The following is a 25,780-nucleotide window of genomic DNA, read 5'->3' as shown; positions in this document are numbered from 1 at the left end:
GGTCAGGCCGCCGGCCTGTCGAGCCCGAACGCAGCGGGATCGAGGACCAGGTCCTTAAGCGTATAGCGGTCGATTTCGGCCATGAAGGCGCCCAGCGCGCCGCTCAATATGCCGCGCAGGCGGCAACTGGGCATGATGCGGCACGTGCTGTCCTCGCCAAAGCACTCGACGAGGGCGAAATCGGGCTCGGTGAGGCGCAACACTTCCCCCAGCCCGATGCTGACGGGCGGCCGGGCAAGGGCAAGCCCGCCCGACCGGCCCCGCACCGACCGCAGGATATCGTTCCGCGTCAGGGTGTTGGCGACCTTCATCAGATGCCCCCGCGATATGGCATAGACCCCGGCGACCTCCTCGATCGTCACCAGCCGGTCGCCATGGACCGCCGCATAGATCAATAGACGCATGGCGTAATCGGAAAACTGCGTCAGGCGCATGCTCTTATCTCCTCGGGACCGCGTGCGTACAACATATAGTCCTACAGCATCTTTCGGGCAGGGTAATCGCCGATCACGGCTAAGAGTGCCTAACAAAACCAGAGATGGCCACGATGGGGTTTGGACGAGTCGGATGCAAGGACAGGCGCGCGGGCGATACCGGGGGTATCGCCAAGCGACTGGACACGGCAGCCGGCCGTCCAAACCCCACCTGCGGCGCGCGGAATTTGTCCATCCGCTGCGTTCCCGCGCTTGCCGATACCTCGGTATCGGCTGCACGCGGCGCCTTGCGGGCTGGACAAATTGCGCGCGTCATGGCCGTCTCTGGTTTTGTTAGGCACTCTAAAACCCCAGCCATGCCCGCGCTTCCTGGCTCATCATCTCGGGCTCCCACGGGGGATCGTAGGTAAGCACCACTTCGGCATCGTCAATGCCCTCGACCCCCACCGCCGCCTGATAGGCGCCATTGCGCAGATAGTTGGTGGCCGGACATCCCGGCGTGGTCGTGGTCATGGTGATCGCGGCCGTGCCGTCCTTGTCGATGGCAACCGCATAGACAAGGCCCAGCCCGACGATATTGTAGCCCAGTTCCGGGTCGATCACGGTTTCCAGCGCGTGTCTGACCGCCGTTGCCAGCGGGTCTTCCGTCTCCGGTTCCCTTGCCGGCGAGCCACTGCGGATCACCGGCGCGCCCCTCACGAAATGGTCGGTGATCAGCCCCAGCAGCATGGGCTTCAAGTGATCCCACGCCATCCCCTTCTTGCCCACGACGATATAGTCGGGCCCCAGCGTGACCGAGGCGACGCCCTCGACGTCGAACAGCGCGGTCGCGAGAGGCGATGTCACCGCCTCGGACCTGTCGGCCATCTTCATGACCGTACCGGGCAGCACCGGCTGGCCGGGCAGAAAGCGCAGGCTGTCGGGGTCGCTCATGGGCTGGGTCTGGATGAACATGGCGCTTTTGTCCTTCTATGGTTCTACCCCCCAACGCGCACCAGAAGCCGATAGGTGCCCGCGTCCGCATCGGGGCCGCATTGCCAGGCATGGCCCCGCTTTTCAAGCTCGGGGAAGAGGAACACCGGCTCGCGGTCAAGCAGCGCGCAAAGCACCGCGCCGGATGCCATGGTTTCGAGCGCGGCAAGGATGCGCACCATCGGTTCGGGCGGATCGAGATCGCGGTTGTCCAGGAGCTGGACGGGCTCGGGCCAGCCTGAATCATCGTGGGCGGCACCCTCGCCCGGGGCTTCTTGCGCCTGGGGCTGCTCGCCAGTGCGGTGGAACAGAACCTCCCAGTCGCCTCCCTCGATCTCGCGGGCCTCGGGGCTGAACCCTTTGGCGCCCAACACCTGGAACAGGGGCAGCGGCTTGAAGGTTGCGTACAGGCGCAGGCCCTCGTCGGGTGCGAGCCTCTCGACGGCTTCCATGATCTTGGAGAACGGCTCGCCCCCATTGAGCAGGATCGGCCGGACATCGAGGTCAACAAAGGTTTGTGTCATGGCATGGTCTTCTTTCATGGTTGCGCCGGTTCGGGGCCGGGCAGGAAAAGGTGCGGGCGCCGCACGCCCCCGGCAAGCCCGATGCCGGCCAGCCGCCGCGTACGGACCAGATGGGCGGCGATAAGGGCCGTGGCAACCACCATAAGGCCGGCGGCCAGCCTGAAGCCCAAAATGTGTTGCCCGAGCAGCGCCGCCGTCGCCGCCAGCACCGACAGGAAATAAAGGACGAACCATTTCCGGGCCGGACCTTCCACCACAAGATCCTGTACGCGCGGGGTCGGCATCCGGCCCAGCACCGGACCGTAGCATTCGAGCCAGGTCATGAAGGCGACGATCTTGTAGAGCTTGGCCAGCCCCAGTCCCGACAGCCAGCCAAAGGCCAGCAAGAACACCACCGCGCCGATGTGATCGTAAAACACCCCCAGCCCGATGAGGATCAGCGCCAGCGCAATGGACGCGAAAAAATACGCGAGCGCCCAGGCCGCCATCTGGCTGTTGAGTTCGATCACGCGGCGCTTGCGCTTACGGTAAAGCATCGCCATGTCGGCACCATAAAGGGCAATGCCCGCAAGGCCCGCCGCCCCGCCCGCAATCAAAGCCAGCCCCGACGGCATATCGAAAACAACCAGGATCACCCCGCCCAATACGGCAACGCCAAGCGCCGCCGTGCCGAGCCCGAACACCGCGCGTGGGCGGGAGCCATCGGTTTCAGGCGCGAGCATGAACATGGCCAGAAGGCGGTAGCTCACCCCCATGGCGGTAAAGGTCAGCCAGCCCCCGATCCCGGCAACGGCGTGAAGGCCGACGCCTTCGCCTGCGATCCTGAGCAGCGCGTCGGACGTAACCAGTCCGGCAAAGGCCGAACTGAAGAGCGCTCCAAGGGCAATCGTCGCGGCAAGAAACACAAGCGCAACGGCTACGAACCGCGCCGGCAGCGGCAAGGGCCGCGCCGCCCACAGGGTGCGCCCAAGATTATAAAGCGCCAGCATGAAGCCGCCGGCCAGAAGGCTCGCTGCGACGGGCAGCAGCCAGGGCCAGGCGCCCAGCGCGCCACCAAGCTGGAGAAATCCCATGAGAAGGGCAACGAGCCCTGCAAGCAGCAGCACCAGCGTGGGCAGGGGCAGCATGTTGCTGAACAGCGGGCGCGCCACCAGTACCGGCACGAACTGAAACAGCGCACCGCACAGCAAGAGGCTCAGCCAGCCAATGGCGACGAGATGGACGAGCAGCAATGTCTCGGGGGCCCGCAGGGGAGCCGAGGGAAAGCCATACCCGGCCGCCATGAGCACCTCCGCCGCCATCAGTGCGGCAAGTGCGGCAGCGAAGTAGGACATGGTCCAGCGCGAAAGCGCGACACCGTGCATGGCTTCCCTCGGCAGTCGCCACCCACCCGAGGGGGGGCCGGCGAACGAACGTTCGTGTTCAGGCGGCCGGCTTGCCGATCTCGACCCGCCACACCTCGGGCCCCTGCTCGACATAGGTCCAGGAATATTTCCCCGGATGTTCAGCCTCGAGCTGATAGTGGAGCGGCTTGGGATCGTGATCGTTGATCAGGAGCAAAGACGTTCCCGGTGCCAGCCCGTCGACCAGCGAAAAGATTTTCGGATGCCGCTCGCGCGGCATGATGGTGCGGACGTCGATCGTTTCGGCATATGCGGACGCTTGGGTCATGGGGCTTCCTTTGGGTTTCTCGAACCGTTTGATCAGCGCTCGGAGAGAGCGAAAGCCAGCATCTGCGTCAAAAGATATATTGTCAATATATGTTTTGTGACGTACCGTTCCCCATAACGCCTTCCCACCTTTCGCCATCCCGGAATTCGCCATGCGCCTCACGGCTCGTTTCGACCGCTCCACGCCCACCCCGCCGGGGGTTCTGTCATGACCTTTGTGGTGACCGACAACTGCATCAAGTGCAAATTCACCGACTGCGTGGAAGTGTGCCCGGTCGACTGCTTTTACGAAGGCGAGAACATGCTGGTGATCCACCCCGACGAGTGTATCGATTGCGGGGTGTGCGTGCCCGAATGCCCGGCCGAGGCCATCTTTCCCGACACCGATCCCACCGTCGAGCCCCACTGGCTCGAACTCAACCTCGACCACGCCAACCTGTGGCCCAACATCACCCGCAAGAAAGACCCCATGCCCGACGCCGACGCCCTCAACGGCGTCCCCGGAAAACTCAAGGATTTCAGCCCCGCCCCCGGCGAGGGCGATTGAACCGGCTCAAACGGCCTGTTTTCGCCCCCCTGGAGAACGTACGGGACGAACACATGTCAGCCCTCGTATTGAGGTAGCCAAGACCGGCTGACCGCCGATGCTGGAGCAGGCCGGGTTCTGGCGCCCAGAAGCCGCGCCGCAATTGTCGAAACACGTTCCCAACAGCCGCGTTTGGGGCACCGCACCGCCGCAATGGTTTCCAAAAGAGATATAAAACCAAAGCGGTACGGCGCAAAGTAGAAAATGGCGGAGAGGGAGGGATTCGAACCCTCGGAACGCTTACGCGCTCAACGGTTTTCGAGACCGCCCCGTTCGACCACTCCGGCACCTCTCCGTCTGGTTTGTCGCCTTCCCATCGATTGGGAAAAACCCGTTGGGGTCGCTTGGGTGGGCGCTATATGGCATAGCCGTTCGGTGCCCGCAACACCTTGTTTGAAGCGCGGGCAAGTTCGGCTAGGCTGGGCCCGTCATCGACGCGCCGGAAGCGGATCGAAAGGCCCCTTGATGCGTTAAGCGATCAAGGGGCCGCAAGCAATGGAAGGGAGAGACAATGTTCGAGCGCGACGAATTTGAAACGGCGAGCGGTACGCTTGCGGTCATTCCGGTGCATCACGCCTCGCTGGTGCTCGAATGGGATGGCGAGGTGATCTATTGCGATCCGGTGGGGGGCGCCGAGCGGTATGCGAGCCTCGCGCGGCCCACCATCATCGTCCTCACCCACCACCATGGCGACCATCTCGATTTTGAAACGCTCGACCCCTTGATCGGCGAAAAAACCGTTCTGGCCGCGCCCCGCATCGTTTACGATCAGATGCCCGCCGACATGGCCGCCAAGACCCGGCTGATGGCCAATGGCGACGAGGCCACCATCAACGGCATCGGCCTTCGCGCCATCCCGATGTACAACACCACCCCCGAGCGCCTCCAATACCATGAAAAGGGTGTCGGCAACGGCTATCTCTTCGATTTCGCGGGCACCCGGGTTTATCTCGCGTCCGATACCGAACCGACGTCCCATATGGATGATCTGGGGCCGGTCGATATCGCCTTTTTCCCCATGAACCTGCCCTTCACCATGACGCCCGAACAGGTCCGCACAGCGATCGAAAAGGTACGGCCGAAAGTCGCCTACCCATTCCACTACCGCTATCCCTTCGACAAGATCGGCACCGAGCCCGAGGCGCTTATCGCGCTGATGCCCAAGGACAGCGCAACCGAAGTCCGCGCGCGCAACTGGTACCCCGACCTCTGACCGCCTATGGCTTGACCGCCCAAACCGCTTGACTCTTGGGGCATTTATACCGATAAGCACCGGCAAACGGCGCCGGGGCCATGCCCTCTCGCCGGTTTTGTCTGTTCAACACGCAGCCACAGGCCGCCCCGACGACCCGCTCCCGATGCGCAAGGCCGTCAAAAAACAAAGACCGCGGAACAAACGGGCCCACGCCGCGGCGCCGACAGGACGCGAAAACAAGGGAACCGGACAGTTCACGTCCGGGTCGTAAACAATGATGTTCGCAGTCATCAAGACCGGCGGCAAGCAATACAAGGTTGCCGCCAACGATCTGGTTCGCATCGAAAAGATCCCCGGGGACGCCGGTGAGGTCGTGACCTTTGACAACGTGCTGATGGTCGGCGATGCCATCGGCACCCCGCTCGTCGAGGGCGCGCTGGTGGCCGGTGAGGTCGTCGAGCAGTTCCGCGACAAGAAGGTCATCGTCTTCAAGAAAAAGCGCCGCCAGGGCTATCGCCGCACGCTCGGCCACCGCCAGGAGCTGACGCTGGTGCGCATCACCGAAATCCTGACCGGTGGCGCCAAGCCCTCGGGCAAGAAGGCCGCGGCGCCCAAAAAGACTGCCGCCAAGACTGCAGACACCAAGGCCGCCGAAGCCAAGCCCGCCGAAAAGAAGGCCGAGGAAACCGCGCCCAAAGCCAAGGAAAAGGCCCCCAAGGCCGCGCCCGCCGCTGCCGAGGGCGTCAAGGACGACGTCAAGCTGATCGGCGGCGTTGGTCCCGCGCTTGAAAAAAAGCTCGCAGGGCTGGGCGTCACCAGCCTTAGCCAGATCGCCGCCTGGACCGCCGAGGACATCGAGCGGGTCGACGGGGAACTGAACTTCAAGGGCCGCATCGAGCGCGAAGAGTGGGTCGAGCAGGCCAAGGAACTCCTCGCCGGCAAGCCCCCGCGCGCCAAGGCCGACCAGTAAAACCAACCGTTACCAAGGATTTGAACCATGGCCCATAAGAAAGCAGGCGGCTCATCCCGCAACGGTCGCGACACAGCCGGCCGCCGTCTCGGCGTCAAGAAGTTCGGCGGCCAGACCGTCGTCGCCGGAAACATCCTCGTGCGCCAGCGCGGCACCAAGTGGCATCCGGGCTCCAATGTGGGGCTGGGCAAGGACCACACCATCTTCGCGCTGGTCGACGGCACCGTCTCTTTTGCCACCAAGGCGGGCGGCAAGAGCTTTGTTTCCGTCGAACCAGTCAAGGCCGCCGAATAACGGCAGCCTTTGGCGCTGCCGGAGACCTTCTCCCCGGCGTCGCGCTCAGCTAGAAATAAGGGGAGCCGGTCGCCGGCTCCCCTTTTTTGCGTTTGGACAGCCCATGGCCATGACCCGCCAAGCCACGCCCCAGCCCGAGATCGAAACCACGCGCCTCGTCCTGCGCCGCCCGCGCCTGCGCGACGCGCCGCGTATCGCGAGCCTTCTCAACGATTACGAGGTCACCAAGAACCTCGCCCGCGTGCCGTACCCCTATACCATGCAGATGGCGTTCGACTGGCTGGTGCGGCAAAAGCGCGAGTGGAGCCCCGGCTCGATAACCTTCGCCATTTACGAAAAACGCGAAGGGCTCATCGGGTTCTGCGGCACCCACCGCGAGGACCGGATTCCCGAAATCGGCTACTGGCTGGGCCGCCCCTATTGGGGCAAGGGCTATATGAGCGAGGCGGTGCGCGCGGTGATCGAGTGGTATTTCGCCTCATCGAACCTCGACACGCTGGTGTCCGGGGTCTTTCACTTCAACGCCGCATCGCTCGCCATCCAGAAGAAATTCGGCTTTACCCAAACCCGCATCGGCAAGCGTATCTGCCTTGCCCAAAAGGCCGAGATCGACCATATCGAAACCGAACTGAGCCGCGAGGCCTTCTACAAGGCGCTGGAGACACTATGAAATTTCTCGACCAGGCCAAGGTCTATATTCGCTCGGGCACCGGCGGCGCCGGCGCGGTCGCCTTCCGGCGCGAGAAGTTCGTCGAGTTCGGCGGGCCCAATGGCGGCAATGGCGGGCGCGGCGGCGATGTGATCGCCGAATGCGTCGACGGACTCAATACGCTGATCGACTACCGCTACCAGCAGCATTTCCGCGCCGGAACGGGCACCCACGGCATGGGCCAGAACCGCACCGGCGCCGATGGGGCCGATATCGTCCTGAAGGTGCCGCAGGGCACGCAGATCTTCGAGGATGACGGGGAGACGCTGGTCGCCGATTTCACCGAAGTCGGCCAGCGCGAGGTACTGCTCGAAGGCGGCAATGGTGGGTTCGGCAACGCCCATTTCAAATCGGCGACCAATCAGGCCCCCCGCCGCGCCAATCCCGGCCTGCCGGGCGAGGAAAAATGGATCTGGCTGCGGCTGAAGCTCATCGCCGACGCCGGGCTCGTCGGCCTGCCCAATGCGGGCAAATCCACATTTCTTTCCGCCGTCACCGCCGCAAAGCCCAAGATCGCCGATTATCCCTTCACCACCCTTCATCCCGGCCTTGGCGTCGTGCGCATCGACGCGCGCGAATTCGTGCTTGCCGATATTCCGGGCCTCATCGAAGGTGCCTCGGACGGCGCGGGACTGGGCGACCGTTTCCTTGGCCATGTCGAGCGCTGCGCTGTGCTGATCCATCTCGTCGACGGCACCGAGGAAAACGTCGTGGACGCGTACCGGACCATCAGGGGCGAACTGGCCGCCTATGGCGGGGGGCTGGCGGAAAAAGAGGAAATCCTGTGCCTCAACAAGACCGACGCCCTCGACCCCGAAACGCTTGAGCTGCGTAAATCGGCGCTTGAAGAAGCGTCGGGAGGCACGGTCCTCGCCATTTCCGCGGCAGCGGGCAAGAACCTCGATGCGGTGCTCTATGCCGTCCTTGAGGCGCTCGACCACGACAAGGACAATGAGGCACGCTCCTCACGCGCCGGGCAGCCGGAAAAATGGACCCCCTGATGGCCACCGCTCAACCCGAAATGAACGCGCTGGCGCCTTACAGAAGACTGGTTATCAAGATCGGCTCGGCCCTCCTCGTTGATGCGGCGGCGGGAAAGCCGCGCGAGGACTGGCTGACAGCGCTCGCCGCAGGGATCGCCCGGCTCAAGGCCGAGGGAAGGGACGTGGTGATCGTTTCGTCCGGCGCCATCGCGCTGGGCCGCCGCATCCTGGGGCTGGCGGCCAGAACGCTGCCGCTCGATGAGAGCCAGGCCGCCGCCAGCGCCGGGCAGATCGCGCTCTCCCAGGCCTGGGCCAGCCATCTGGGGCGGCACGGCATCGTCACGGGCCAGATTCTCCTCACCCCCAACATCACCGAGGAGCGGCGCTATTTCCTCAATGCCCGCACCACGATCAAGACGCTTCTGGGCCTTGGCGCGGTTCCCATCATCAACGAGAACGATTCGGTGGCGACCTTCGAGATCCGCTATGGCGACAACGACCGGCTTTCGGCGCGCGTCGCCTCGATGATCGAGGCGGACCTGCTGGTCCTGCTCTCGGACATCGACGGGCTTTATACCGCCCCCCCCGCCCGCGACCCCGCCGCGACTCACATTCCCTTCGTTGCCGAAATCACCCCCGAGATCGAAGCCATGGCCGGGGGCGCGGCGAGCCATCTTTCACGCGGAGGGATGACCACCAAGATCGAGGCGGGCAGGATCGCGACCCACGCAGGCACTGCCATGATCATCGCGCCGGGAACTGGCGCGGACCCACTGGGGGCCCTGATGGACGGCGGCGTCCACACGCTTTTTGCGCCCACCGCCACCGCCAAGGCGGCCCGCAAGCGCTGGATCATGGGCACGCTCGAGGTGTCCGGCCACGTCACCATCGATGACGGGGCGGTGCGGGCGCTGAAATCGGGCCGCTCGCTGCTGCCCATCGGGGTCGTCGCCGTGCGCGGGGATTTCGAGACCGGAGACACCATCGCCATTCACGATCTGGCAGGCACCGAGATCGCGCGTGGGCTTGCCGGGATGGATCACCAGACCGCCGGGCTGGTCATGGGGAAAAAGAGCGGGACGATCAAGGACATGCTGGGGGTCAGCACCCGCACCGAACTCGTCCACCGCGACAATCTCGTGCTCTTGAAGGCGTAAGGAGAAGACCATTGGCCGCTATCGCGAAAACCGGGGATGTCGCCGCCATCATGGCCGAAATGGGCCGTGAGGCGCGCGCCGCCGCACGGGTGCTGGCCACCGCCCCGCGCGCCCGAAAGGACAAGGCCCTGCTGGCCGCCGCCGACGCCCTGCTCGCCGCACAAGACGCAATCCTTGCCGCCAATGCCAGGGACCTCGACGCCGCCAAAGCCAACGGCGCCGCCGCAGCCTTCATCGACCGGCTGACCCTTGATGGCCCCCGCATCGCCGGTATCGCCACGGCCCTGCGCGACGTCGCCGGCCTTGCCGATCCCGTGGGCACCGAGATCGCCCGCTGGCAGCGCCCCAACGGGCTCGACATCGCCCGCGTGCGCACGCCGCTGGGCGTCATCGGCGTCATCTTCGAGTCGCGCCCCAACGTTACTGCCGACGCCGGCGCGCTGTGTCTCAAGGCCGGGAACGCGGTGATCCTGCGCGGCGGCTCGGACAGCTTTTTTTCCTCACGCGCCATTCACGGCGCGCTTGTCGAGGGGCTGAAGGCCGCCGGCCTGCCCGAAACATCCATCCAGATCGTCCCCACCACCGACCGCGCGGCGGTCGGCGAAATGCTGGCCGGGCTCAATGGCAATATCGACGTCATCGTCCCGCGCGGCGGCAAGGCGCTGGTGGCGCGCGTCGAAAAGGAAGCCCGCGTGCCGGTCTTTGCCCACCTCGAAGGGATCGTGCACGTCTATCTCGACAAAAGCGCCGCTCTCAATATGGCCGTCGAAATCATCGCCAACGCCAAGATGCGCCGCCCCGGCGTCTGCGGGGCCGCCGAAACCCTGCTCGTCGACCGCGCGGCGGTCGAAACCCACCTCAAGCCCGTGCTCGACGCGCTGGCCGCGCGGGGCTGCCGGATCAGGGGCGACGCCGAAATCCAGGCCGCTATTGCCGAGGCGGAACCGGCGACCGAAGACGATTGGCGCACCGAATATCTCGACGCCATCATCTCGGTGAAGCTCGTCGAAGGGATCGAAGGGGCGATCGATCACATCCAGCGCTATTCCTCCAGCCACACCGAAGCGGTGATCGCCGAGGACCCGGCAGTCGTCGAAGCCTTCTTCAACCGTCTCGATTCCGCGATCCTCCTCCACAACGCCTCGACCCAGTTTGCCGATGGCGGGGAGTTCGGGTTCGGCGGCGAGATCGGCATCGCCACCGGCAAGATGCACGCGCGCGGCCCCGTCGGCGTCGAGCAGTTGACGAGCTTCAAATATCTCGTGCGCGGCACGGGGCAGACCCGCCCTTGAGCACAACCGCCCTACCCCGCGACATCACCGCCTTGCCGCCCTCGGCGCCGGGCATGCGGATCGGGCTGTTCGGGGGCAGCTTCAATCCCGCCCATGAGGGCCACCGGCTGGTGTCGCGCGAATGCCTCAAGCGGCTCGAACTGGACGCCGTGTGGTGGCTGGTGACGCCGGGCAACCCGTTAAAGGACCATTCGGCCCTCGCCCCGCTGGAGGCGCGGGTCGCGGCGGCCCGCGCGCTGGTTTCAAGCCCGCGCGAGCGCGTCACCGGTTTCGAGGCGGCGCGCGGCTTCACCTACACCCACCAGACCCTCTCCCACCTGCGCCAGACCATGCCGGACCGGAAGTTCGTCTGGATCATGGGCGCCGACAGCCTCGCCACCTTCCACCACTGGGAGCGCTGGCAGGAAATTTTCGCGCTGATGCCGGTCGCGGTCTATGTGCGGCCCGGCTCGACCCGCAAGGCCATCGCCTCGCGCGCCGCGACGGTCTTTGAGCACGGGCGGATTGAAGAGTCCGACGCCCCCCTTCTGGCCGGGCTCCACCCCCCTGCCTGGGTGCTGCTGCACGGGCTGATGAGCCCGTTGTCCTCGACCCAGTTGCGTGGCTCCCGATAGGGCGCTGCCCCTGACTTATGGTTACCGTCTCATTAACGACATCAAGTCATGATGGGCTCGTTACGCCGCATGCCCTTGGCAAATGGGGGGCACGCGCGCATATTGGTGACAGCCGGGCCGCAACGGGTGCCGGTTTGCAAGGAGAAAGGACCAGATTCTCATCTGATGACCCAGAGACAAATCCTCAAGGCGGAGGGCGCCGCTTAATGGCTCCGACGCCCATCAACACCGCATCGCGTGATGCCCGCCCCAAGGCCGCCCCGCAGCCGCCCGTGCTTGATCTGATCCTCGCCGCAATCGAGGACGCCAAGGCCGAAGACACCCTCGCCATCGACGTAACCGGCAAATCGAGCCTCACCGACCATATGGTCGTGACCTCGGGCCGCTCCAATCGTCACGTCTCGGCGATCGCCGACCAGCTCGTCAAGGCGCTGCGCGAGAACGGCTATGGCAAACCCAGGATCGAAGGCCTGCCTGCAGCCGATTGGGTTCTGGTCGACGCGAACGATGTGATCGTCCACATCTTCCGCCCCGAAGTCCGCGAGTTCTACAATATAGAGAAGATGTGGGCCGCCGATTTCAGCGCCGACACGCACTGATCGTATTTCAGGAGCGCAGTCAGAAAAAAGTTGGAGACTTTTTCGGTTCGACTGCGTGACCAAAATATAGAGGCTATCGATGCGGCTGGTGATCATTGCCCTCGGGCGCATGAAGGATGGGCCCGAAAGGGCCCTCGTTGCGCGTTACATCGGGCGCGCCGCCACAGGGGGCAGGCCGCTCGGCCTTTCGGGCCCCGCAATCGTCGAGCTAGCCGAAAGCCGCGAACGCAGCGCCGAGGCCCGCAGACGCGAGGAGGCCAGGGCCATCCTCGCCCAGCTCCCCGAAAATTCCGTCCTGGTTGCGCTCGACGAACGCGGAAAATCGCTTTCGAGCGAGGGGTTTGCTGGCAGGATTTCCCAATGGCGCGACGAGAACCGCACAGCCCTTGCCCTCGTCATCGGCGGGGCCGACGGGCTGGACGAGACGGTCCGCGCCCGCGCCGACCTCGTCCTTTCCTTTTCCCCCATGACCTGGCCCCACCAGATCGTTCGCATCATGGCCGCCGAACAGCTCTACCGCGCCACCACAATTTTATCGGGCCACCCCTATCACCGGGGCGATTGAAGAACAGGAGCGTTTCCAGCAAAAGCCTGTCCCCGGCCTGAACGGGGATGGGCGCCACTTTTGCGGTTCACAAGCGCGACAAAAAGAAAGCTTCCCTGATATGTTGCGTCCGTGATTCGGAAGGCCCTGAGATTGTCGCGTCCCCTGTTCCTGCTACCGGTTGTGATGTTGGCGGGCCTTTACGGGCTCTCGCCGTCCGCTGCCCAGGAGAACGCGGAGACCGCGCCCGATCTCGAATCCCTGCCCCATGCCGAACTTGGACCGACGGCCCGCGAGGCCGGGGACGATCTTGAAACGATAACCGGCGAGATCAGGCTTTCCGAGGAGCGCATCAATCAGATACGCGCCGAGATCGAGGCGCTCGAGGGCGACACCGCACGACTCGCCGCCGAGCTTGTCGCCACCGGCCAGCGCGTCGATCTGGCCGGCGAGGACGTGCGGCTGATCGAGGAACGGCTCGAAGAGCTTTTCGCCTCCGAACGCGCCATCCGCTCCCGGCTCGACGGGCACGACCGCTCGATCTCCAACCTTCTCGCCTCCCTTCAGCGCATTTCGGCCAGCCCGCCCCCCGCCATGATCGTCGACCCCACCGATGCCCTGGCCTCGGCCCGCGCCGCGCTGTTGCTCAGCGCCGTGCTCCCCGAGCTTCAGGACAAGGCCCGGACCGTCACCCAGGACCTCAACGCCCTGCTGGCACTCAAACAGACGGCACTTACCGAAGCCGACCGGCTCAACGCCAATATCGAGACCCTCCACGCCGAGCGCCTGCGCATCGCCACCGTCATCGAGGCGCGCAACCAGGGGCGCGAATGGCTGAGCGAGGAACTGCTGGTCGAGGAGGCCGAGGCCCGGGCGCTCGCCGACCGAGCGACCTCGCTCGAACAGTTGATCGCCGGGCTCGAAACCCGCATCGCGGCGCTGACCGCGGCGGACGAGGCGCGCAGCGCCGCATCAAGCGGGTCCGACGTGCCGGTGCTTGACCCCGAAACCCTTGCCATCGCCTTTGCCGACGCGACGCGCACCGAGCCCGCCGTCCCGCTTGAGGCGGCGCGCGGATTTCTCACCCGGCCCGCCAATGGCGTCGCCGTCCAGAGCTTTGGCGCCGCCGACGGCTTTGGCGGCACCGCGCAGGGGCTGACGCTCGCCACCCGCGCCGACGCGCCGGTTCTCGCCCCCGCCGATGGCTGGGTGGCTTATGCCGGACCCTTCCTCAATTACGGCCAAATCCTCGTTCTCAATGCCGGGCAGGATTATATGATCGTTCTGGCCGGATTGGGCGTTGTCGATGTGGAGCTTGGAGATTTCGTCACCATGGGCACTCCGGTCGGCACGATGGGCGGGCGCGCCGAGGGCCTGAGGCTTGCAGGCAATGCTGGCGTTGCAGGCCCCACGCTTTATATTGAACTGCGTGAGGGCGGTATCCCGATCAACCCGCAGGGCTGGTGGGCGGCCCGGAGCGAAAACGAGGAAAGTGAACAAGGCTGATGGCAGCAGATTTGACAATCGGACGCGGACGGATCGCAACGCTTTGGCCGCGCATCGTGCGCCATGCGCTCGGCGGGCTCGCCGTTCTCGCCCTCAGCCTGCCGGCGGGCGCGGGCGCCCAGTCCAATTCCGACGAGGAGCTTTACCGTCAGCTCGAACTGTTCGGCCGCGTCTTTGACCAGATCCGCGCCGAATATATCGAGGCGCCCGACGAAACCGAACTGGTCCGCGCCGCCATCCAGGGCATGCTGACCTCGCTCGACCCGCATTCGGCCTATCTGTCCCCCGAAAGCTTTGCCGATGTGCGCGAAGACACCTCGGGCACATTCGGGGGTCTCGGGATCGAGGTGACCATGGAGGACGGGCTGGTCAAGGTGGTCACCCCTTACGACGACAGCCCCGCCTCGCGCGCCGGCATCCTTGCCAACGACCTCGTGGTCGAGATCGACGGCCAGCAGGTGATGGGCATGACGCTCGATGAAGCGGTCGACATGATGCGCGGCGAGATCGGTACCGACATCGACATCGTCATATCGCGCGAAGGCGCCGACCGGCTGATCGAATTGACCCTCACCCGCGACGTCATCGCCATTGCGGCGGTGCGCTGGAGCGCGGAACGCGACATTCCCGTCATCCGCCTTTCGCGCTTTTCGGCTCAGGCTTATTCGGGCCTCGAGCGCGCCCTGCGCGAAATCATGGACGAGGAAGGCGGCCCCCCGCCGGGCATCATCCTCGATCTGAGGAACAACCCGGGCGGGCTGGTCGATCAGGCCCAGTTCGTCGCCGATGCCTTTCTCGAACGCGGCTCGATCGTCCTGACGCGCGGACGCGCCGCCAGCCAGAGCGCTCGCTATGACGCGGGGGCCGACGACATCGACGCTCTGATCGGCGATATTCCCGTCATCGTCCTCATCAATGGCGGCACCGCCTCGGCCGCGGAGATCGTTGCCGGGGCATTGCAGGATCACGGGCGCGCGACGCTCGTGGGCACCCGCTCGTTCGGCAAGGGCTCGGTCCAGTCGATCATCCCGCTCGGCTTTGACGGCGCCATGCGGCTCACCACGGCGCGCTACTACACCCCCGCCAACCGCTCGATCCAGGCCCTCGGCATCACCCCCGACATCCAGATCCTCCAGGACGTGCCCGAAGAATTCCAGGGCCGCGACGAGATCATCGGCGAAGCCGGGCTGGCCGGGCATATTTCAGGCGAGCAAGAGGAAGCGACGGCAGGCTCCTCGGTCTATGTGCCCGCCGAGCGCAGTGAGGACAACCAGATGCAATACGCCATCGACCTCATTCTGGGTGTCGAAACCGACGATGCCTTCCCGCCCGACCCCGCCTCCGTCGTCGCCAATACGCGCGAAGCGGCAGAGATCGGAGACGAGGGCGAGGCGAACTGATCCCTGCACCGGAGCGCGACAAAACAGGCCCAAATGCCCATTCCGATTCAATCGGGATGGGAAATGCCCAAGAGCGTTTCCAGCATAAGTGGATACCACTTATGCGGTTCGGACCCGAAGGGCCGCGTAAGCGAAACGCGATATAACAAAGACTTAGAGCTCCTGTTTTGATTCCATCAAAACAGGAAATGCTCTAGCTTTGCATGAAAGCGTTCCGGGCGTGATTCGGTCCCTGCCGCCCGGCGGGCGCGGTGCGGCAATGGGCGGGGACCGGACCGGACCGGCATGACCGACGAGTTGGACGCCCCCCTTGGCAGGAAGCGGCGCAAGCGCCGCCCCTCAGGGCGCGGGCTGGAACTGAACCAGTGGCCGTGGGGCCGGATCGGGCTTGGCGCGTTCGTTCTGGCCGCCGCCGGCATAGTCGCCTGGATCGCGCTGGTCGACGATCCCACCGGCGGCCGGCCGGTGGCCGAAGCCCCCATCACCATGACGGCCTCGCCCAATGCCGTCGCCATCGAGGTCGGACGCGAGATTCCCGCCGGGGAAATCGATATCCCCGCGACCGGGGCAGGTCCGTCCTTCATCACGCTCGACAGCGAGGTCACCCGCATCGAGCGCAACATCGCCGCCATCGAGACCCATGGCGCCCTGCCCCAGCTCGTCGAGGAGACCCAGCATGGCCCCCTGCCGCGCATCGGCGCGGACGGTCTCAAGCCCCACGAGGCCTATGCGCGCCCCGCCATCACCCCCGAGACGGCGGGCGGACGCAAGCTGATCGCCATCGTGGTCACCGGGCTCGGGCTCAATGCGACCACGACCCGCGAAGCCATCGATAGCCTCCCGGGCGCCGTAACGCTGGCGTTCGCCCCCTATGGCAACGGGCTGTTGGAAACGGCAGGCGCCGCGCGTGGGCGCGGCCACGAGATCATGCTCGAATTGCCGCTCGAGCCCTTCGACTATCCCCAGAACGATCCCGGCCCCCATACGCTTCTGGCCGACCAGCCGGCGCGCGACAATCTTGAAAAGCTCTACTGGCTCCTGGCCCGTATGGGCGGCTATACGGGCGTTCTCAACCACATGGGCGCGCGCTTTACCGCTTCGGCCGCCGATTTTTCTCCCGTCATGGAAGAACTCGGCATCCGCGGGCTTGCCTATCTCGACGACGGGACATCGAACCGCTCGGTTGCCCCGCAACTGGCCCGCGCCAACAACGTCCCCTTTGCCCGCGCCGATGCCGCGCTCGACACCAACCCGGCCCGCAGCGCCATTCTCGAAGCGCTTGACGGGCTCGAAACCCGGGCGAGCGAACGCGGCTGGGCCATCGGCACGCTTTCTGCGCTTCCCGTTTCGATCCGCACCCTTTCCGAATGGAGCGCCGGGCTCGACGAGAACGCCTATCTTCTCGTGCCACTAAGCGCGCTCCTGACCGACCGGCTCGCCCAGGCCCAATAAACCGCCTTTTCCTTTTCCTTTTCCTTTTCCTTTTCCTAACCCGATCCCAGCCATGAGCACCGACAAGAAAGCCCTCCGCAACGCCCTGCCCTATCGCGATTGCGTGGGCATTGCGCTCTTCAATCCAGGGGGCGAGGTGTTCATCGCCCGCCGCATCTTCACCCCCGGGCCCGATACGTCCGAAGTCGACCAGCCCTGGCAGATGCCGCAAGGCGGCATCGATCCGGGGGAAGATCCGCTCGCCGCCGCCCATCGCGAGCTTTATGAGGAAACCTCGGTGCGCTCGGTCTCCCTGCTCGGGGCGATCGATGACTGGATCTTTTACGACTTGCCCGATGAGGCGCTCGGGCTTGCCCTCAAAGGCCGGTATCGCGGCCAGCAGCAAAAATGGTTCGCCTTTCTCCTGACCGGGGCGGAAACCGAGATCGATCTCGAGGCCCCCGGCTCCGGCCCCATCGATCCCGAGTTCGATGCCTGGCGCTGGGCCGATTTTTCCACCGTCCACGACATCATCGTCCCCTTCAAGCGCCCCGCCTATCTCGCGGTGCAAAAGGGGTTCGGCCATATCCCGGCCCGGCTCGCAGCGGGAGAACGTCCATGAAGACCATCGGCCTTATCGGCGGGATGAGCTGGGAATCGACGGCCCGCTATTACGCCCTCATCAACCGCGAGACCGCCCGCCTGTGCGGCGGGCTCCATTCGGCGCCCATGCTCATCCATTCGCTCGATTTCGCCCCCATCGCCGCCATGCAGGCGGCGGGCGCATGGGAAAAGGCGGAAACGATCCTCGTTGAGAGCGCCAAAAACCTTGCGGCGGCAGGTGCCGGGATCGTCATCCTTGCCACCAACACCATGCACATCGCCGCCGGGGCGATCGAAGCCGCGGTCCCCGGCCGCTTCATCCACATCGCCGACCCCGTCGCCGACGCGCTTCTGGCCGATGGCGCGCAAACGGTGGGCCTGCTCGGCACGCGCTTTACGATGGAAATGGATTTTTTGAAGGACCGCTTGCGCGCCCGGGGGCTGACCCCGCTGGTCCCCGAAATCGGCCACACCGATCTCGACGCCATCATCTTCGAGCAATTGTGCCGCGGGATCGTGACCGAGCCCTCGCGCGCCACCTATGTGTCGGCCATCGAAAGGCTGGGCGCCAACGGCGCCCAGGCCGTCATTCTGGGCTGCACCGAACTCAACATGCTGATCGACGAGACCAACAGCCCCCTGCCGGTCTACGACACCACCGAACTGCACGCCAGGGCCGCCGTGACAGCCGCGCTGGCGTAACGCCCCTGGAGCAGTTCAGGTCTTGACGGAAGCACCGAGGCTATACGCTTTGTGGAAACCGTGCTCTGGACCCCGGTAACAAGTACCGGGGTGACGGTGGAGTTTTGGGCAACAGCTTGCCAAAATCACCAGTGTCATTCCGGTATTTATTGCCGGCAATCCAGAGCGGTCCTTTCACAATTGGTGGAATGTGCCACTTCCATCAAAAACTGACGCAATCTAAAATTCGCTCCAGTCCGCCTCGACGGCCGCATTGCCATGCGCAAGATACGCCTTGCGCGCATTCCGGGGCGCTGCCTGTGCAGGCTTTTCAGCCACCGCCTGCGCCGCCACGGCCCCGGCGTCGAGCTTGAAGATTTCAACGATCGCATCGAGCCGGCTTGCTTCGGCCTCGGTCTGCTCGATCGCCGCGTTGGTCTCTTCGACCAGCGCCGCGTTGTGCTGGGTCGTCTCGTCCATCTGGCGCACCGCGGTGTTGACCTCCTCGATCGCCGAGGCCTGCTCGTGGCTTTCGCGCGCGATGCCCTCCATCAGCCCCATATTGTCCCGAGCCGCACCGAGCATGGTGACCAGCTTTTCGGCGGCCTGCGCGACGAGCGTCGAGCCCGCATCGACTTCCGAAGCGCTCTGCTCGATCAATGTCTTGACCTCCGAGGAGGCTTCCGCCGCCGATTGCGCCAGCCGCCGCACCTCGACCGCAACCACCGCGAACCCCTTGCCCGCCTCCCCGGCCCGCGCCGCTTCCACCGAAGCATTGAGCGCCAGAAGGTTGGTCTGGAACGCGATATCGTCGATCAGCTTGATGATATCGGACACTTTTGCCGAAGACGTCGTGATCCGCTCCATGGCCGAAGTCGTCTCGTCCATCACCTGCCCGCCCTCTTCGGCGGCTGTGGTGAGCGCGAGCGCGGTCCGGCTGGCTTCCTGCGCGCGCTTGGCGTTTTCCATCACCGTCGAGGCGAGCTGCTCCATGGCCGCCGAGGTTTCCTCGATGGTCGCCGCCTGGCGTGTCGTGCGCTCGGAAAGATCGTTCGCCCCGGCAAGGATCTCCCCCGTCGCGGTCTTCAACCCGCGCGAGGTCGATTGCAGCTTGCGCACCACCTCTCCAAGCCGTTCGGCCACCAGATTGGTGTCGTCCCGCAAGGCGGCGAATGCGCCCTGATAAACGCCTTCCATGCGCTGGGTGAGATCGGTCCGCGCCAGCGCCGACAGCACCTGCCCCGCTTCGGCAAGACCGGCATTGACGGTATCAAGCATGGCGTTGAAATTGGCGACCACCCGGTCGATATCGGCATCCCCGAATTCCTCGTGGATACGGCGCGAGAAATCGCCGGCAACGCAAGCCGCGATCACCTCATCAAAGGCCGTCTGGAATCGCGCCATCATCTCGGCGCGCCTTGCGTCCCTTTCGGCATTGATCCGCCGCTCGGCTTCCGCCGCTTCCATGGCCTCGCCGTTCGAGCGGAACACCTGCAGGGCCTTGGCCATCTGTCCCAGTTCGTGATCGCGGTCCGTGCCCTCGATCTCGACACCGAACTCGCCCGAAGCCAGCCGCCGCATCAGCGCGGTCATCCCCGCGATCGCGCCCGAGAGCCACCGTCCCATCAGGAACGCCACCGCCCCCCCGAGCAGCACCGCGATCCCCGATATGGCGATGACGGCGATGGTGCTGACCCGGGCATCGGCTGCCGCGACCGGCCCGATCACATTCTGGTTGTCCTTGGCCCGGTCCATCAGTTCGTCATAGATCGCCTGAAGCTCGTTGCCCACCGCGTCCATGTCGCGGGCGACCGATACGCGCACCATGACATTGTTGGTTTCGATGGCGGCAATGAGCTGGCGGGCAAGATCGAGATAGGTGAGCGATACCGTCTGCGCGCGGTCGAGCCCTTCGAGCATTGCCGGGTCGCTCTCGAACATGGCCAGTCCGTCCGCGTCATAGGTCGCAACGTCGTCGATCATCACCAGCAGCTCGTCGGCGACCGCGGCGTCGGTGGTAAGCTGGTATTGCAGCGACAGCCGCTGGGCGGCGGCAAGGTCGCGATTGTAATCGTTGATCTCGAGCGACTGGCGCGCCGCGGCCCTGTATTCGTTAAAGAGCCCGGAAAGGTGCTGCACGCCATAGCCCCCGGCCAGCCCGGCCAGGCACAACAAGACAATCAACCCGCCAAAGGCCCCATAAACCCGTGCGGCAATGCTTAACTTTGAGAACATGAGACAAAAAAACCCATCAAACCCGTTATCGATCCACTTCGACGCCCGGTCGGCTCGTTGGGTTCCGATGAAAGGGAGCGGCCCGCGCCGGCTGCATCCCGTGCCCCAAACCAGCGCGCCGCCATCCCCTGCGACATACCGAGTTGTCCGCAATTTACCGCGCCAAGACTTATTAAATCGTCAACCATGCTTCGCCCGGCACACGCCCAAGAGAAAAGGCCGCCCCGGGGGGGGGGCGGCCTTGACTGTACGTTGGCTTTTCTCCTTTTGGAGAAAGGTCAGAACTCGCTCCAGTCGGCATCGATTGCGGCGCTGCCATGGCTGAGATAGGCGGCCTGGGCCTGCCTGACCTTTGGCTGGGTGGATGAGGGGGCGGGGTCGGGCCGCTGCTGGGGTGCGGTGCCGGGGCCGTCGAGCCGGAAGACCTCCACAATCCGGTCGAGCGCGCTGGCCTGCTCCTCGGTCTGGGCGATCGCCGCGTTGGTCTCTTCAACCAGCGCCGCGTTGTGCTGGGTCATCTCGTCCATCTGCCGCACCGCGGTGTTGACCTCCTCGATCGAGGACGCCTGCTCGCGGCTCTGGCGCGCGATCTCTTCCATCTGCGCGGTGTTGGCCCGCGCCGCCTCGAGCATGGCCACAAGCTTTTCAGCCGCCTGCGCCACAAGCCGTGACCCGCCATCCACCTCGTGCGAGGACTGCTCGATCAGCGCCTTGACCTCCGAAGAGGCTTCCGCCGCCGATTGCGCCAGCCGCCGCACCTCGACCGCGACCACCGCGAACCCCTTGCCCGCCTCCCCGGCCCGCGCCGCTTCCACCGAAGCGTTGAGCGCCAGAAGGTTGGTCTGGAACGCGATGTCGTCGATCATCTTGATGATGTCGGACACCTTGGCCGAAGACGTCGTGATCCGCTCCATGGCCGAGGTCGCCTCGTCCATCACCTGCCCGCCCTCTTCGGCCGCGCTGGTCACCGTCACCGCCGTCTGGCTGGCGTCCTGGGCCCGCTTGGCGTTCTCCATCACCGTTGCCGCCAACTGCTCCATGGCCGCCGAGGTCTCCTCGATGGTTGCCGCCTGGCGCGTGGTGCGTTCACTCAGATCGTTGGCGCCCGAAAGAATCTCCCCCGTCGCCGTCTTGAGCGCCCCCGAGGTGCCGCGCAGCTCCATCACGATATCGGAGAGCTTTTCGGCCACCGCGTTGGTGTCGTGCTTCAATCGGGCAAACGCCCCCTCGTAATGGCCCTCGACCCGCCGGGTGAGATCGGTCTGGGCCAAAGCGCTCAGCACCGTTCCGGTTTCGCCCAGCCCGCGATCCACGGTCTCGACCAGCGCGTTGACCGAGCCGGCCAGCCCGTTGAGTTCGGCATCGGCGAAGCTGGCCTCGACCCTTTTGCCGAAATCGCCCGCCACCGCCGCATCGACCACCTCGCCGAACGATTCCTGCAACTCGGCCATCATCTTGCGCCGGGCTTCCTCGTCGGCCACGATCCGCGCCGCTTCCGCCTCGGTCATCTGCGCCACCTTCAGCCCGTTCTGGCGGAACACCTCCACGGCCCGCGCCATCTCCCCCACCTCGTTACTAAACCCGGTATAGGGCACCTCCACCTCAAACTCGTTGCCCGCAATCTTCCCCATAACACCAGACAACGCAGGGATCGGACGCGAAATCGCACGCGAGGCAAGGATGGCCATCGCGCCGATCACGACAATGGCGATGCCCCCCACCACAAGCAGAAGGTTCATGGTGTTGGACACCACCGCGGTAATGGCGTCCTGGCTTACTCCCACATAGAGTATCCCCAGAACGTCGCTGCCCGACAGATAGGAGATCGGCTGATAGACCGAGTAATAATGTTCGCCGCCGAACTGGGTATTGGTATAGATCGCGCCTTCGGCATTGATCCGGGCCGCCAGTTCACTGTCGCCCGCAATGGGATCGAACAGCACGCGGTTGCCTTCGGCATCGGTCATCGAACCGCTTACCTGCTCGAAAACCTCGGTTTCCGGGTTCCAGGCGAACACCGCGGCGACCTCCCCCGTCACCCGGGCAATCGAATCGGTGAGGTCGTGATTGTAAAACCGTGGCATCACCCAGGTGCCGATCGAGCCCACATCCCCGTCCTCGGTCCATTCGACCTGGATGCCGCCCATGCCGCCCAGAATGGTCGTGGCGGTGCGGATATTGGATTTCTGGGTCGCGATCGCGACATTGTCCGAATTGGCCGACAGGTTGATGTAAACGGCCACGCAGACCGCTCCAACCGAAAGAACGACGCCGGCGACCACCGTCGCGGCGATCATGGTCGTCATCCGGATGCGACCAAAGAATTTGCTGGCAAGCCCCTGCATTTGTGTAGCTCCTATCGACAAAATGCCGTGCCCCCCTCAAGGAGATTGCCGCCACACTACGCAAATATGTTTAAGTGAAGGTTGCCGGTTTTTTCATTATCCAGAACCGGCAAATAAAAAAGGGCGCCGCCACGAGCGCCCTCTTTCATCAATATTGCAACGCGGAGAGCTTGGGCTCAGTGCGCCGTCGCACCCGCCGTTCCGGCTTCGAGCAGAAGATTCTTCCAGGTGTCGAGCGCGGTTTGTGCCGCCATCTTTTCTTCCGGGGTCGAGGCAGCATCGAGCGCGGCCTGTCCTGCGCTGATGCGCGCCTCGATCTCGGCGCGGCCGAACGCGTCGGCCGGCCTTGCCTCTTCGGCAAGGATCGCCACGCCGTCGTCGGAAATGTCGGCAAATCCGCCGGCCACGAAATACCGCGTGGCCGTCCCGGCGCCATCGGTGACGGTAACGAACCCGGGCCGGAGCACGGTCATCACCGGCGCATGCTCGCCCAGCACCGTCATGTAGCCCTCGGCCCCCGGTACGGTGACCGAACGGGCCTCGGCGCTCAGAACCAGCGCTTCGGGCGAAACGATTTCGACTTTGACGCCATCGGCCATCAACTCAATCCTTCAATCAAGCCGCTTCCGCGGCCAGCTTCTGGGCCTTCTTGACCGCATCCTCGATGGTGCCGACCATATAGAAGGCCTGCTCGGGCAGGTGGTCGTATTCACCGGCCACCAGCCCCTTGAAGGCCTTGATGGTGTCCTCGAGTTCCACATAGATGCCCGGCGCGCCGGTAAAGGCTTCCGCGACGTGGAAGGGCTGGCTCATGAAACGCTCGATCTTTCGCGCGCGCGCCACGGTCAGCTTGTCCTCTTCGGACAACTCGTCCATCCCCAGGATCGCGATGATGTCCTGAAGCGACTTGTAGCGCTGCAGGATCTCCTGCACCGAACGGGCGACGTTATAGTGTTCTTCGCCCACGATCGAGGCATCGAGCATGCGCGAGCTCGAATCGAGCGGGTCCACAGCCGGATAGATGCCCTTTTCGGCGATCGAACGGTTGAGCGTCGTCGTCGCGTCAAGGTGCGCGAACGAGGTCGCCGGCGCCGGGTCGGTCAGGTCGTCCGCCGGCACGTAAATGGCCTGCACCGAGGTGATCGACCCCTTGTTGGTCGTCGTGATGCGTTCCTGGAGTGCGCCCATATCGGTGGCCAGCGTCGGCTGATAACCCACCGCCGAGGGAATGCGGCCCAGAAGCGCCGACACTTCCGAACCGGCCTGGGTGAACCGGAAGATGTTGTCGACAAAGAACAGCACGTCCTGGCCCTGATCGCGGAAATGCTCGGCAACGGTCAGCCCGGTCAGCGCCACGCGGGCACGGGCTCCCGGGGGCTCGTTCATCTGCCCGAAGACCAGCGCGCATTTGGACCCCTCGGTCGATCCGTTATTCTCCTTGGGGTCCTTGTTCACCCCCGATTCGATCATTTCGTAATAAAGGTCGTTCCCCTCGCGGGTGCGTTCGCCCACACCGGCAAACACCGAATACCCGCCATGGGCCTTGGCAACGTTATTGATCAGTTCCTGGATCAGAACGGTCTTGCCGACGCCGGCGCCACCGAAAAGGCCGATCTTGCCGCCACGGGCGTAAGGGGCGAGCAGATCCACCACCTTGATGCCGGTGACCAGGATCTGGGCTTCCGAGGACTGGTCGACGAAGGGCGGGGCGTCCTGGTGGATGCCGCTGCGCCCGGCGGTCTTGACCGGGCCGGCCTCGTCGATCGGCTCGCCGATGACGTTCATGATGCGCCCGAGCGTTTCATCGCCCACCGGCACCGAAATCGAATCGCCGGTGTCGGTGACCGCAACGCCGCGCGCCAGGCCCTCGGTCGTGTCCATGGCGATGGTGCGCACCGTGTTCTCACCCAGATGCTGGGCGACTTCGAGCACGAGCCGGTTGCCGTTGTTGTCCACCTCCAGCGCGTTGAGGATGGCGGGCAGGTGATCGTCGAAGGTGACGTCCACGACGGCGCCTGTAATCTGCGTAACGCGGCCGATTTTCTTGTCTGCCATGGTGTTCTGTCCTTATCTGGAGCGTTTCCAAAAAGCGGGTTTCACTTTTTCGGCTTGGAAACGCGACAACTCGATACGTTAGAGCGCCTCGGCGCCCGAAATGATTTCGATCAGTTCCTTGGTGATCTGGGCCTGACGCTGGCGATTGTAGGACAGCGTCAGCTTGTCGATCATCTCGCCGGCGTTGCGCGTTGCGTTGTCCATGGCGCTCATCTGGGCGCCGAAGAACGAGGCGTTGTTTTCCAGAAGCGCACGGAAAATCTGGACGCTCACATTGCGCGGCAACAGATCGGTGAGAATCGCGTCCTCGTCCGGCTCGTATTCGTAGTTCCTGGCAAGCCCGGCTTCCCCCTCACCCGCCTTGAACTGGGCAGGGATGAGCTGCTGGGCGGTCGGCACCTGGGACACCACCGATTTGAACTCGGCGTAAAAGAGCGTCGCGACGTCGAATTCACCCGCCGCGTACATCGCAAGCAGTTTTTCCCCGATCTCCTGGGCGGTGCCATAGCCGATCTGCCTGACCTCGCGCAGCGAGATCGTATCGAGCATGTTCTTTTCGAACGAGCGCTTCAGAATATCGGCGCCCTTCTTGCCCACGCTCAGGATCTTGACCGTCTTGCCTTCCGAAATCAGCCGTGCCGCCGTTTCGCGCGCCAGCCTTGCGATCGAGGAATTGAACCCGCCGGCCAACCCGCGCTCGCCGGTCGCCACCACCAGAAGATGGGTGTCGCTCTTGCCGGTCCCGGCCAGAAGCGCGGGGGCGCCTTCGCGGCCCTGATAGGCCGATGCCAGCCCGGCCAGCACCCCTTCCATGCGTTCGGCATAGGGGCGCGCGGCTTCCGCCGCGTTCTGCGCCCGCCGGAGCTTGGCCGCCGCGACCATCTGCATGGCCTTGGTGATCTTCTGGGTCGACTTGACCGAGGCGATCCGGTTTTTCAGGTCTTTCAATGAGGGCATCGTGCCTCAATGCTCCTTGTCGGA

The 25,780-nt window shown here is 64.7% G+C and carries 26 protein-coding genes and 1 tRNA gene; 16 read left to right on the top strand and 11 right to left on the bottom strand.

The genetic code is table 11. The annotated features are described in order from the left end of the window. Positions 1-2: 2 nt before the first annotated feature. From DQG18_RS02295 to DQG18_RS02275, 5 genes are all read right to left on the bottom strand, one after another. Positions 3-434 carry an RrF2 family transcriptional regulator gene (locus tag DQG18_RS02295; RefSeq protein WP_116652584.1) on the bottom strand — a complete coding sequence of 144 codons (432 nt, stop codon included), beginning with the start codon at positions 432-434 and terminating at the stop codon, positions 3-5. A 342-nt stretch (positions 435-776) separates the two neighbouring features. Further along, positions 777-1,388, bottom strand: a complete 612-nt coding sequence (locus tag DQG18_RS16665; RefSeq protein WP_116652583.1) for a NifU N-terminal domain-containing protein — start codon at positions 1,386-1,388, stop codon at positions 777-779. Positions 1,389-1,411: 23 nt separating this feature from the next. Continuing rightward, positions 1,412-1,930 (bottom strand): DUF2249 domain-containing protein, encoded by a 519-nt coding sequence (locus DQG18_RS02285; protein ID WP_116652802.1) that lies wholly within the window; start codon positions 1,928-1,930, stop codon positions 1,412-1,414. Positions 1,931-1,944: 14 nt separating this feature from the next. Continuing rightward, positions 1,945-3,294: a hypothetical protein gene (locus DQG18_RS02280; protein WP_116652582.1), complete on the bottom strand. Its 1,350-nt coding sequence runs from the start codon at positions 3,292-3,294 to the stop codon at positions 1,945-1,947. Positions 3,295-3,352: 58 nt separating this feature from the next. After that, complete coding sequence (locus tag DQG18_RS02275; protein ID WP_116652581.1) at positions 3,353-3,601, bottom strand: DUF2249 domain-containing protein; 249 nt, start codon at positions 3,599-3,601, stop codon at positions 3,353-3,355. A gap of 207 nt (positions 3,602-3,808) precedes the next feature. Here DQG18_RS02275 and fdxA point away from each other — a divergent pair, with 207 nt between their 5' ends. Further along, positions 3,809-4,147: a ferredoxin FdxA gene (gene fdxA, locus DQG18_RS02270; protein ID WP_116652580.1), complete on the top strand. Its 339-nt coding sequence runs from the start codon at positions 3,809-3,811 to the stop codon at positions 4,145-4,147. 244 nt (positions 4,148-4,391) lie between these two features. Here the strand turns inward: fdxA and DQG18_RS02265 are convergent. Next, a tRNA-Ser gene (locus DQG18_RS02265) sits at positions 4,392-4,481 on the bottom strand. A gap of 216 nt (positions 4,482-4,697) precedes the next feature. Here DQG18_RS02265 and DQG18_RS02260 point away from each other — a divergent pair. The 15 genes from DQG18_RS02260 (at position 4,698) to DQG18_RS02190 (ending at position 18,185) form a co-directional block, all read left to right on the top strand. Next, positions 4,698-5,399: an MBL fold metallo-hydrolase gene (locus tag DQG18_RS02260; RefSeq protein WP_116652579.1), complete on the top strand. Its 702-nt coding sequence runs from the start codon at positions 4,698-4,700 to the stop codon at positions 5,397-5,399. A gap of 259 nt (positions 5,400-5,658) precedes the next feature. Further along, entirely contained in the window at positions 5,659-6,351 is a 693-nt protein-coding gene (locus tag DQG18_RS02255) for a 50S ribosomal protein L21 (RefSeq protein ID WP_116652801.1), read from the top strand. A 27-nt stretch (positions 6,352-6,378) separates the two neighbouring features. After that, positions 6,379-6,645, top strand: a complete 267-nt coding sequence (gene rpmA / locus DQG18_RS02250) for a 50S ribosomal protein L27 (protein WP_116652578.1) — start codon at positions 6,379-6,381, stop codon at positions 6,643-6,645. 109 nt (positions 6,646-6,754) lie between these two features. Beyond that, complete coding sequence (locus DQG18_RS02245; RefSeq protein WP_157969966.1) at positions 6,755-7,315, top strand: GNAT family N-acetyltransferase; 561 nt, start codon at positions 6,755-6,757, stop codon at positions 7,313-7,315. Continuing rightward, positions 7,312-8,355, top strand: coding sequence for a GTPase ObgE (gene obgE / locus DQG18_RS02240; protein ID WP_116652576.1), 1,044 nt, complete (start codon positions 7,312-7,314; stop codon positions 8,353-8,355). Before DQG18_RS02245 ends, obgE begins: the two co-directional genes overlap by 4 nt. Continuing rightward, positions 8,355-9,494 (top strand): glutamate 5-kinase, encoded by a 1,140-nt coding sequence (gene proB / locus DQG18_RS02235; RefSeq protein WP_425454205.1) that lies wholly within the window; start codon positions 8,355-8,357, stop codon positions 9,492-9,494. Before obgE ends, proB begins: the two co-directional genes overlap by 1 nt. Before the next feature lie 50 nt (positions 9,495-9,544). Beyond that, a complete protein-coding gene (locus DQG18_RS02230; protein WP_116652799.1) occupies positions 9,545-10,786 on the top strand; it encodes a glutamate-5-semialdehyde dehydrogenase in 1,242 nt (413 codons plus the stop codon). After that, the gene (locus DQG18_RS02225; protein ID WP_281270372.1) at positions 10,783-11,400 is read left to right on the top strand and encodes a nicotinate-nucleotide adenylyltransferase; all 618 of its coding nucleotides are present in this window, start codon (positions 10,783-10,785) and stop codon (positions 11,398-11,400) included. Before DQG18_RS02230 ends, DQG18_RS02225 begins: the two co-directional genes overlap by 4 nt. Positions 11,401-11,606: 206 nt before the next feature. Then, a complete protein-coding gene (gene rsfS, locus DQG18_RS02220) occupies positions 11,607-11,999 on the top strand; it encodes a ribosome silencing factor (RefSeq protein ID WP_116652575.1) in 393 nt (130 codons plus the stop codon). A gap of 79 nt (positions 12,000-12,078) precedes the next feature. After that, entirely contained in the window at positions 12,079-12,564 is a 486-nt protein-coding gene (rlmH, locus tag DQG18_RS02215) for a 23S rRNA (pseudouridine(1915)-N(3))-methyltransferase RlmH (RefSeq protein WP_116652574.1), read from the top strand. Between the two features lie 132 nt (positions 12,565-12,696). Continuing rightward, on the top strand, positions 12,697-14,049 hold the full coding sequence (locus tag DQG18_RS02210) for a murein hydrolase activator EnvC family protein (protein WP_157969965.1): 1,353 nt from the start codon (positions 12,697-12,699) through the stop codon (positions 14,047-14,049). Further along, positions 14,049-15,449 carry a S41 family peptidase gene (locus tag DQG18_RS02205; protein ID WP_116652572.1) on the top strand — a complete coding sequence of 467 codons (1,401 nt, stop codon included), beginning with the start codon at positions 14,049-14,051 and terminating at the stop codon, positions 15,447-15,449. The genes DQG18_RS02210 and DQG18_RS02205 overlap by 1 nt, the downstream gene beginning before the upstream one ends. Before the next feature lie 285 nt (positions 15,450-15,734). After that, a complete protein-coding gene (locus tag DQG18_RS02200; RefSeq protein ID WP_116652571.1) occupies positions 15,735-16,901 on the top strand; it encodes a divergent polysaccharide deacetylase family protein in 1,167 nt (388 codons plus the stop codon). A gap of 52 nt (positions 16,902-16,953) precedes the next feature. Continuing rightward, complete coding sequence (locus tag DQG18_RS02195) at positions 16,954-17,502, top strand: RNA pyrophosphohydrolase (protein ID WP_116652570.1); 549 nt, start codon at positions 16,954-16,956, stop codon at positions 17,500-17,502. Next, positions 17,499-18,185, top strand: coding sequence for an aspartate/glutamate racemase family protein (locus DQG18_RS02190; protein ID WP_116652569.1), 687 nt, complete (start codon positions 17,499-17,501; stop codon positions 18,183-18,185). Before DQG18_RS02195 ends, DQG18_RS02190 begins: the two co-directional genes overlap by 4 nt. A 219-nt stretch (positions 18,186-18,404) precedes the next feature. Here DQG18_RS02190 and DQG18_RS02185 read toward each other — a convergent pair whose 3' ends face one another. From DQG18_RS02185 to DQG18_RS02165, 5 genes are all read right to left on the bottom strand, one after another. After that, positions 18,405-20,399, bottom strand: coding sequence for a methyl-accepting chemotaxis protein (locus DQG18_RS02185; RefSeq protein ID WP_245958335.1), 1,995 nt, complete (start codon positions 20,397-20,399; stop codon positions 18,405-18,407). Between the two features lie 278 nt (positions 20,400-20,677). Then, the gene (locus DQG18_RS02180) at positions 20,678-22,744 is read right to left on the bottom strand and encodes a methyl-accepting chemotaxis protein (RefSeq protein ID WP_245958334.1); all 2,067 of its coding nucleotides are present in this window, start codon (positions 22,742-22,744) and stop codon (positions 20,678-20,680) included. 176 nt (positions 22,745-22,920) lie between these two features. Beyond that, positions 22,921-23,343, bottom strand: a complete 423-nt coding sequence (locus DQG18_RS02175) for a F0F1 ATP synthase subunit epsilon (RefSeq protein ID WP_116652568.1) — start codon at positions 23,341-23,343, stop codon at positions 22,921-22,923. Between the two features lie 16 nt (positions 23,344-23,359). Next, entirely contained in the window at positions 23,360-24,799 is a 1,440-nt protein-coding gene (atpD, locus tag DQG18_RS02170; RefSeq protein ID WP_116652567.1) for a F0F1 ATP synthase subunit beta, read from the bottom strand. Positions 24,800-24,877: 78 nt separating this feature from the next. Then, a complete protein-coding gene (locus DQG18_RS02165; RefSeq protein WP_116652566.1) occupies positions 24,878-25,756 on the bottom strand; it encodes a F0F1 ATP synthase subunit gamma in 879 nt (292 codons plus the stop codon). Positions 25,757-25,780 lie beyond the last annotated feature (24 nt).

It is taken from the genome of Pelagibacterium sediminicola, from assembly GCF_003390885.1.
In the GTDB taxonomy this organism is placed as follows: domain Bacteria; phylum Pseudomonadota; class Alphaproteobacteria; order Rhizobiales; family Devosiaceae; genus Pelagibacterium; species Pelagibacterium sediminicola.
Note: the sequence above shows the minus strand (reverse complement) of the source record. Positions and strands in the feature narration are given on the sequence as shown.

Coding starts and splice junctions, on each gene's coding strand:
- DQG18_RS02295 (WP_116652584.1), bottom strand. CDS start 434: ATGCGCCTGACGCAGTTTTCCGATTACGCCATGCGTCTATTGATCTAT.
- DQG18_RS16665 (WP_116652583.1), bottom strand. CDS start 1,388: ATGTTCATCCAGACCCAGCCCATGAGCGACCCCGACAGCCTGCGCTTT.
- DQG18_RS02285 (WP_116652802.1), bottom strand. CDS start 1,930: ATGACACAAACCTTTGTTGACCTCGATGTCCGGCCGATCCTGCTCAAT.
- DQG18_RS02280 (WP_116652582.1), bottom strand. CDS start 3,294: ATGCACGGTGTCGCGCTTTCGCGCTGGACCATGTCCTACTTCGCTGCC.
- DQG18_RS02275 (WP_116652581.1), bottom strand. CDS start 3,601: ATGACCCAAGCGTCCGCATATGCCGAAACGATCGACGTCCGCACCATC.
- fdxA (WP_116652580.1), top strand. CDS start 3,809: ATGACCTTTGTGGTGACCGACAACTGCATCAAGTGCAAATTCACCGAC.
- DQG18_RS02260 (WP_116652579.1), top strand. CDS start 4,698: ATGTTCGAGCGCGACGAATTTGAAACGGCGAGCGGTACGCTTGCGGTC.
- DQG18_RS02255 (WP_116652801.1), top strand. CDS start 5,659: ATGTTCGCAGTCATCAAGACCGGCGGCAAGCAATACAAGGTTGCCGCC.
- rpmA (WP_116652578.1), top strand. CDS start 6,379: ATGGCCCATAAGAAAGCAGGCGGCTCATCCCGCAACGGTCGCGACACA.
- DQG18_RS02245 (WP_157969966.1), top strand. CDS start 6,755: ATGACCCGCCAAGCCACGCCCCAGCCCGAGATCGAAACCACGCGCCTC.
- obgE (WP_116652576.1), top strand. CDS start 7,312: ATGAAATTTCTCGACCAGGCCAAGGTCTATATTCGCTCGGGCACCGGC.
- proB (WP_425454205.1), top strand. CDS start 8,355: ATGGCCACCGCTCAACCCGAAATGAACGCGCTGGCGCCTTACAGAAGA.
- DQG18_RS02230 (WP_116652799.1), top strand. CDS start 9,545: ATGGCCGAAATGGGCCGTGAGGCGCGCGCCGCCGCACGGGTGCTGGCC.
- rsfS (WP_116652575.1), top strand. CDS start 11,607: ATGGCTCCGACGCCCATCAACACCGCATCGCGTGATGCCCGCCCCAAG.
- rlmH (WP_116652574.1), top strand. CDS start 12,079: ATGCGGCTGGTGATCATTGCCCTCGGGCGCATGAAGGATGGGCCCGAA.
- DQG18_RS02205 (WP_116652572.1), top strand. CDS start 14,049: ATGGCAGCAGATTTGACAATCGGACGCGGACGGATCGCAACGCTTTGG.
- DQG18_RS02200 (WP_116652571.1), top strand. CDS start 15,735: ATGACCGACGAGTTGGACGCCCCCCTTGGCAGGAAGCGGCGCAAGCGC.
- DQG18_RS02195 (WP_116652570.1), top strand. CDS start 16,954: ATGAGCACCGACAAGAAAGCCCTCCGCAACGCCCTGCCCTATCGCGAT.
- DQG18_RS02190 (WP_116652569.1), top strand. CDS start 17,499: ATGAAGACCATCGGCCTTATCGGCGGGATGAGCTGGGAATCGACGGCC.
- DQG18_RS02185 (WP_245958335.1), bottom strand. CDS start 20,399: ATGTTCTCAAAGTTAAGCATTGCCGCACGGGTTTATGGGGCCTTTGGC.
- DQG18_RS02180 (WP_245958334.1), bottom strand. CDS start 22,744: ATGCAGGGGCTTGCCAGCAAATTCTTTGGTCGCATCCGGATGACGACC.
- DQG18_RS02175 (WP_116652568.1), bottom strand. CDS start 23,343: ATGGCCGATGGCGTCAAAGTCGAAATCGTTTCGCCCGAAGCGCTGGTT.
- atpD (WP_116652567.1), bottom strand. CDS start 24,799: ATGGCAGACAAGAAAATCGGCCGCGTTACGCAGATTACAGGCGCCGTC.
- DQG18_RS02165 (WP_116652566.1), bottom strand. CDS start 25,756: ATGCCCTCATTGAAAGACCTGAAAAACCGGATCGCCTCGGTCAAGTCG.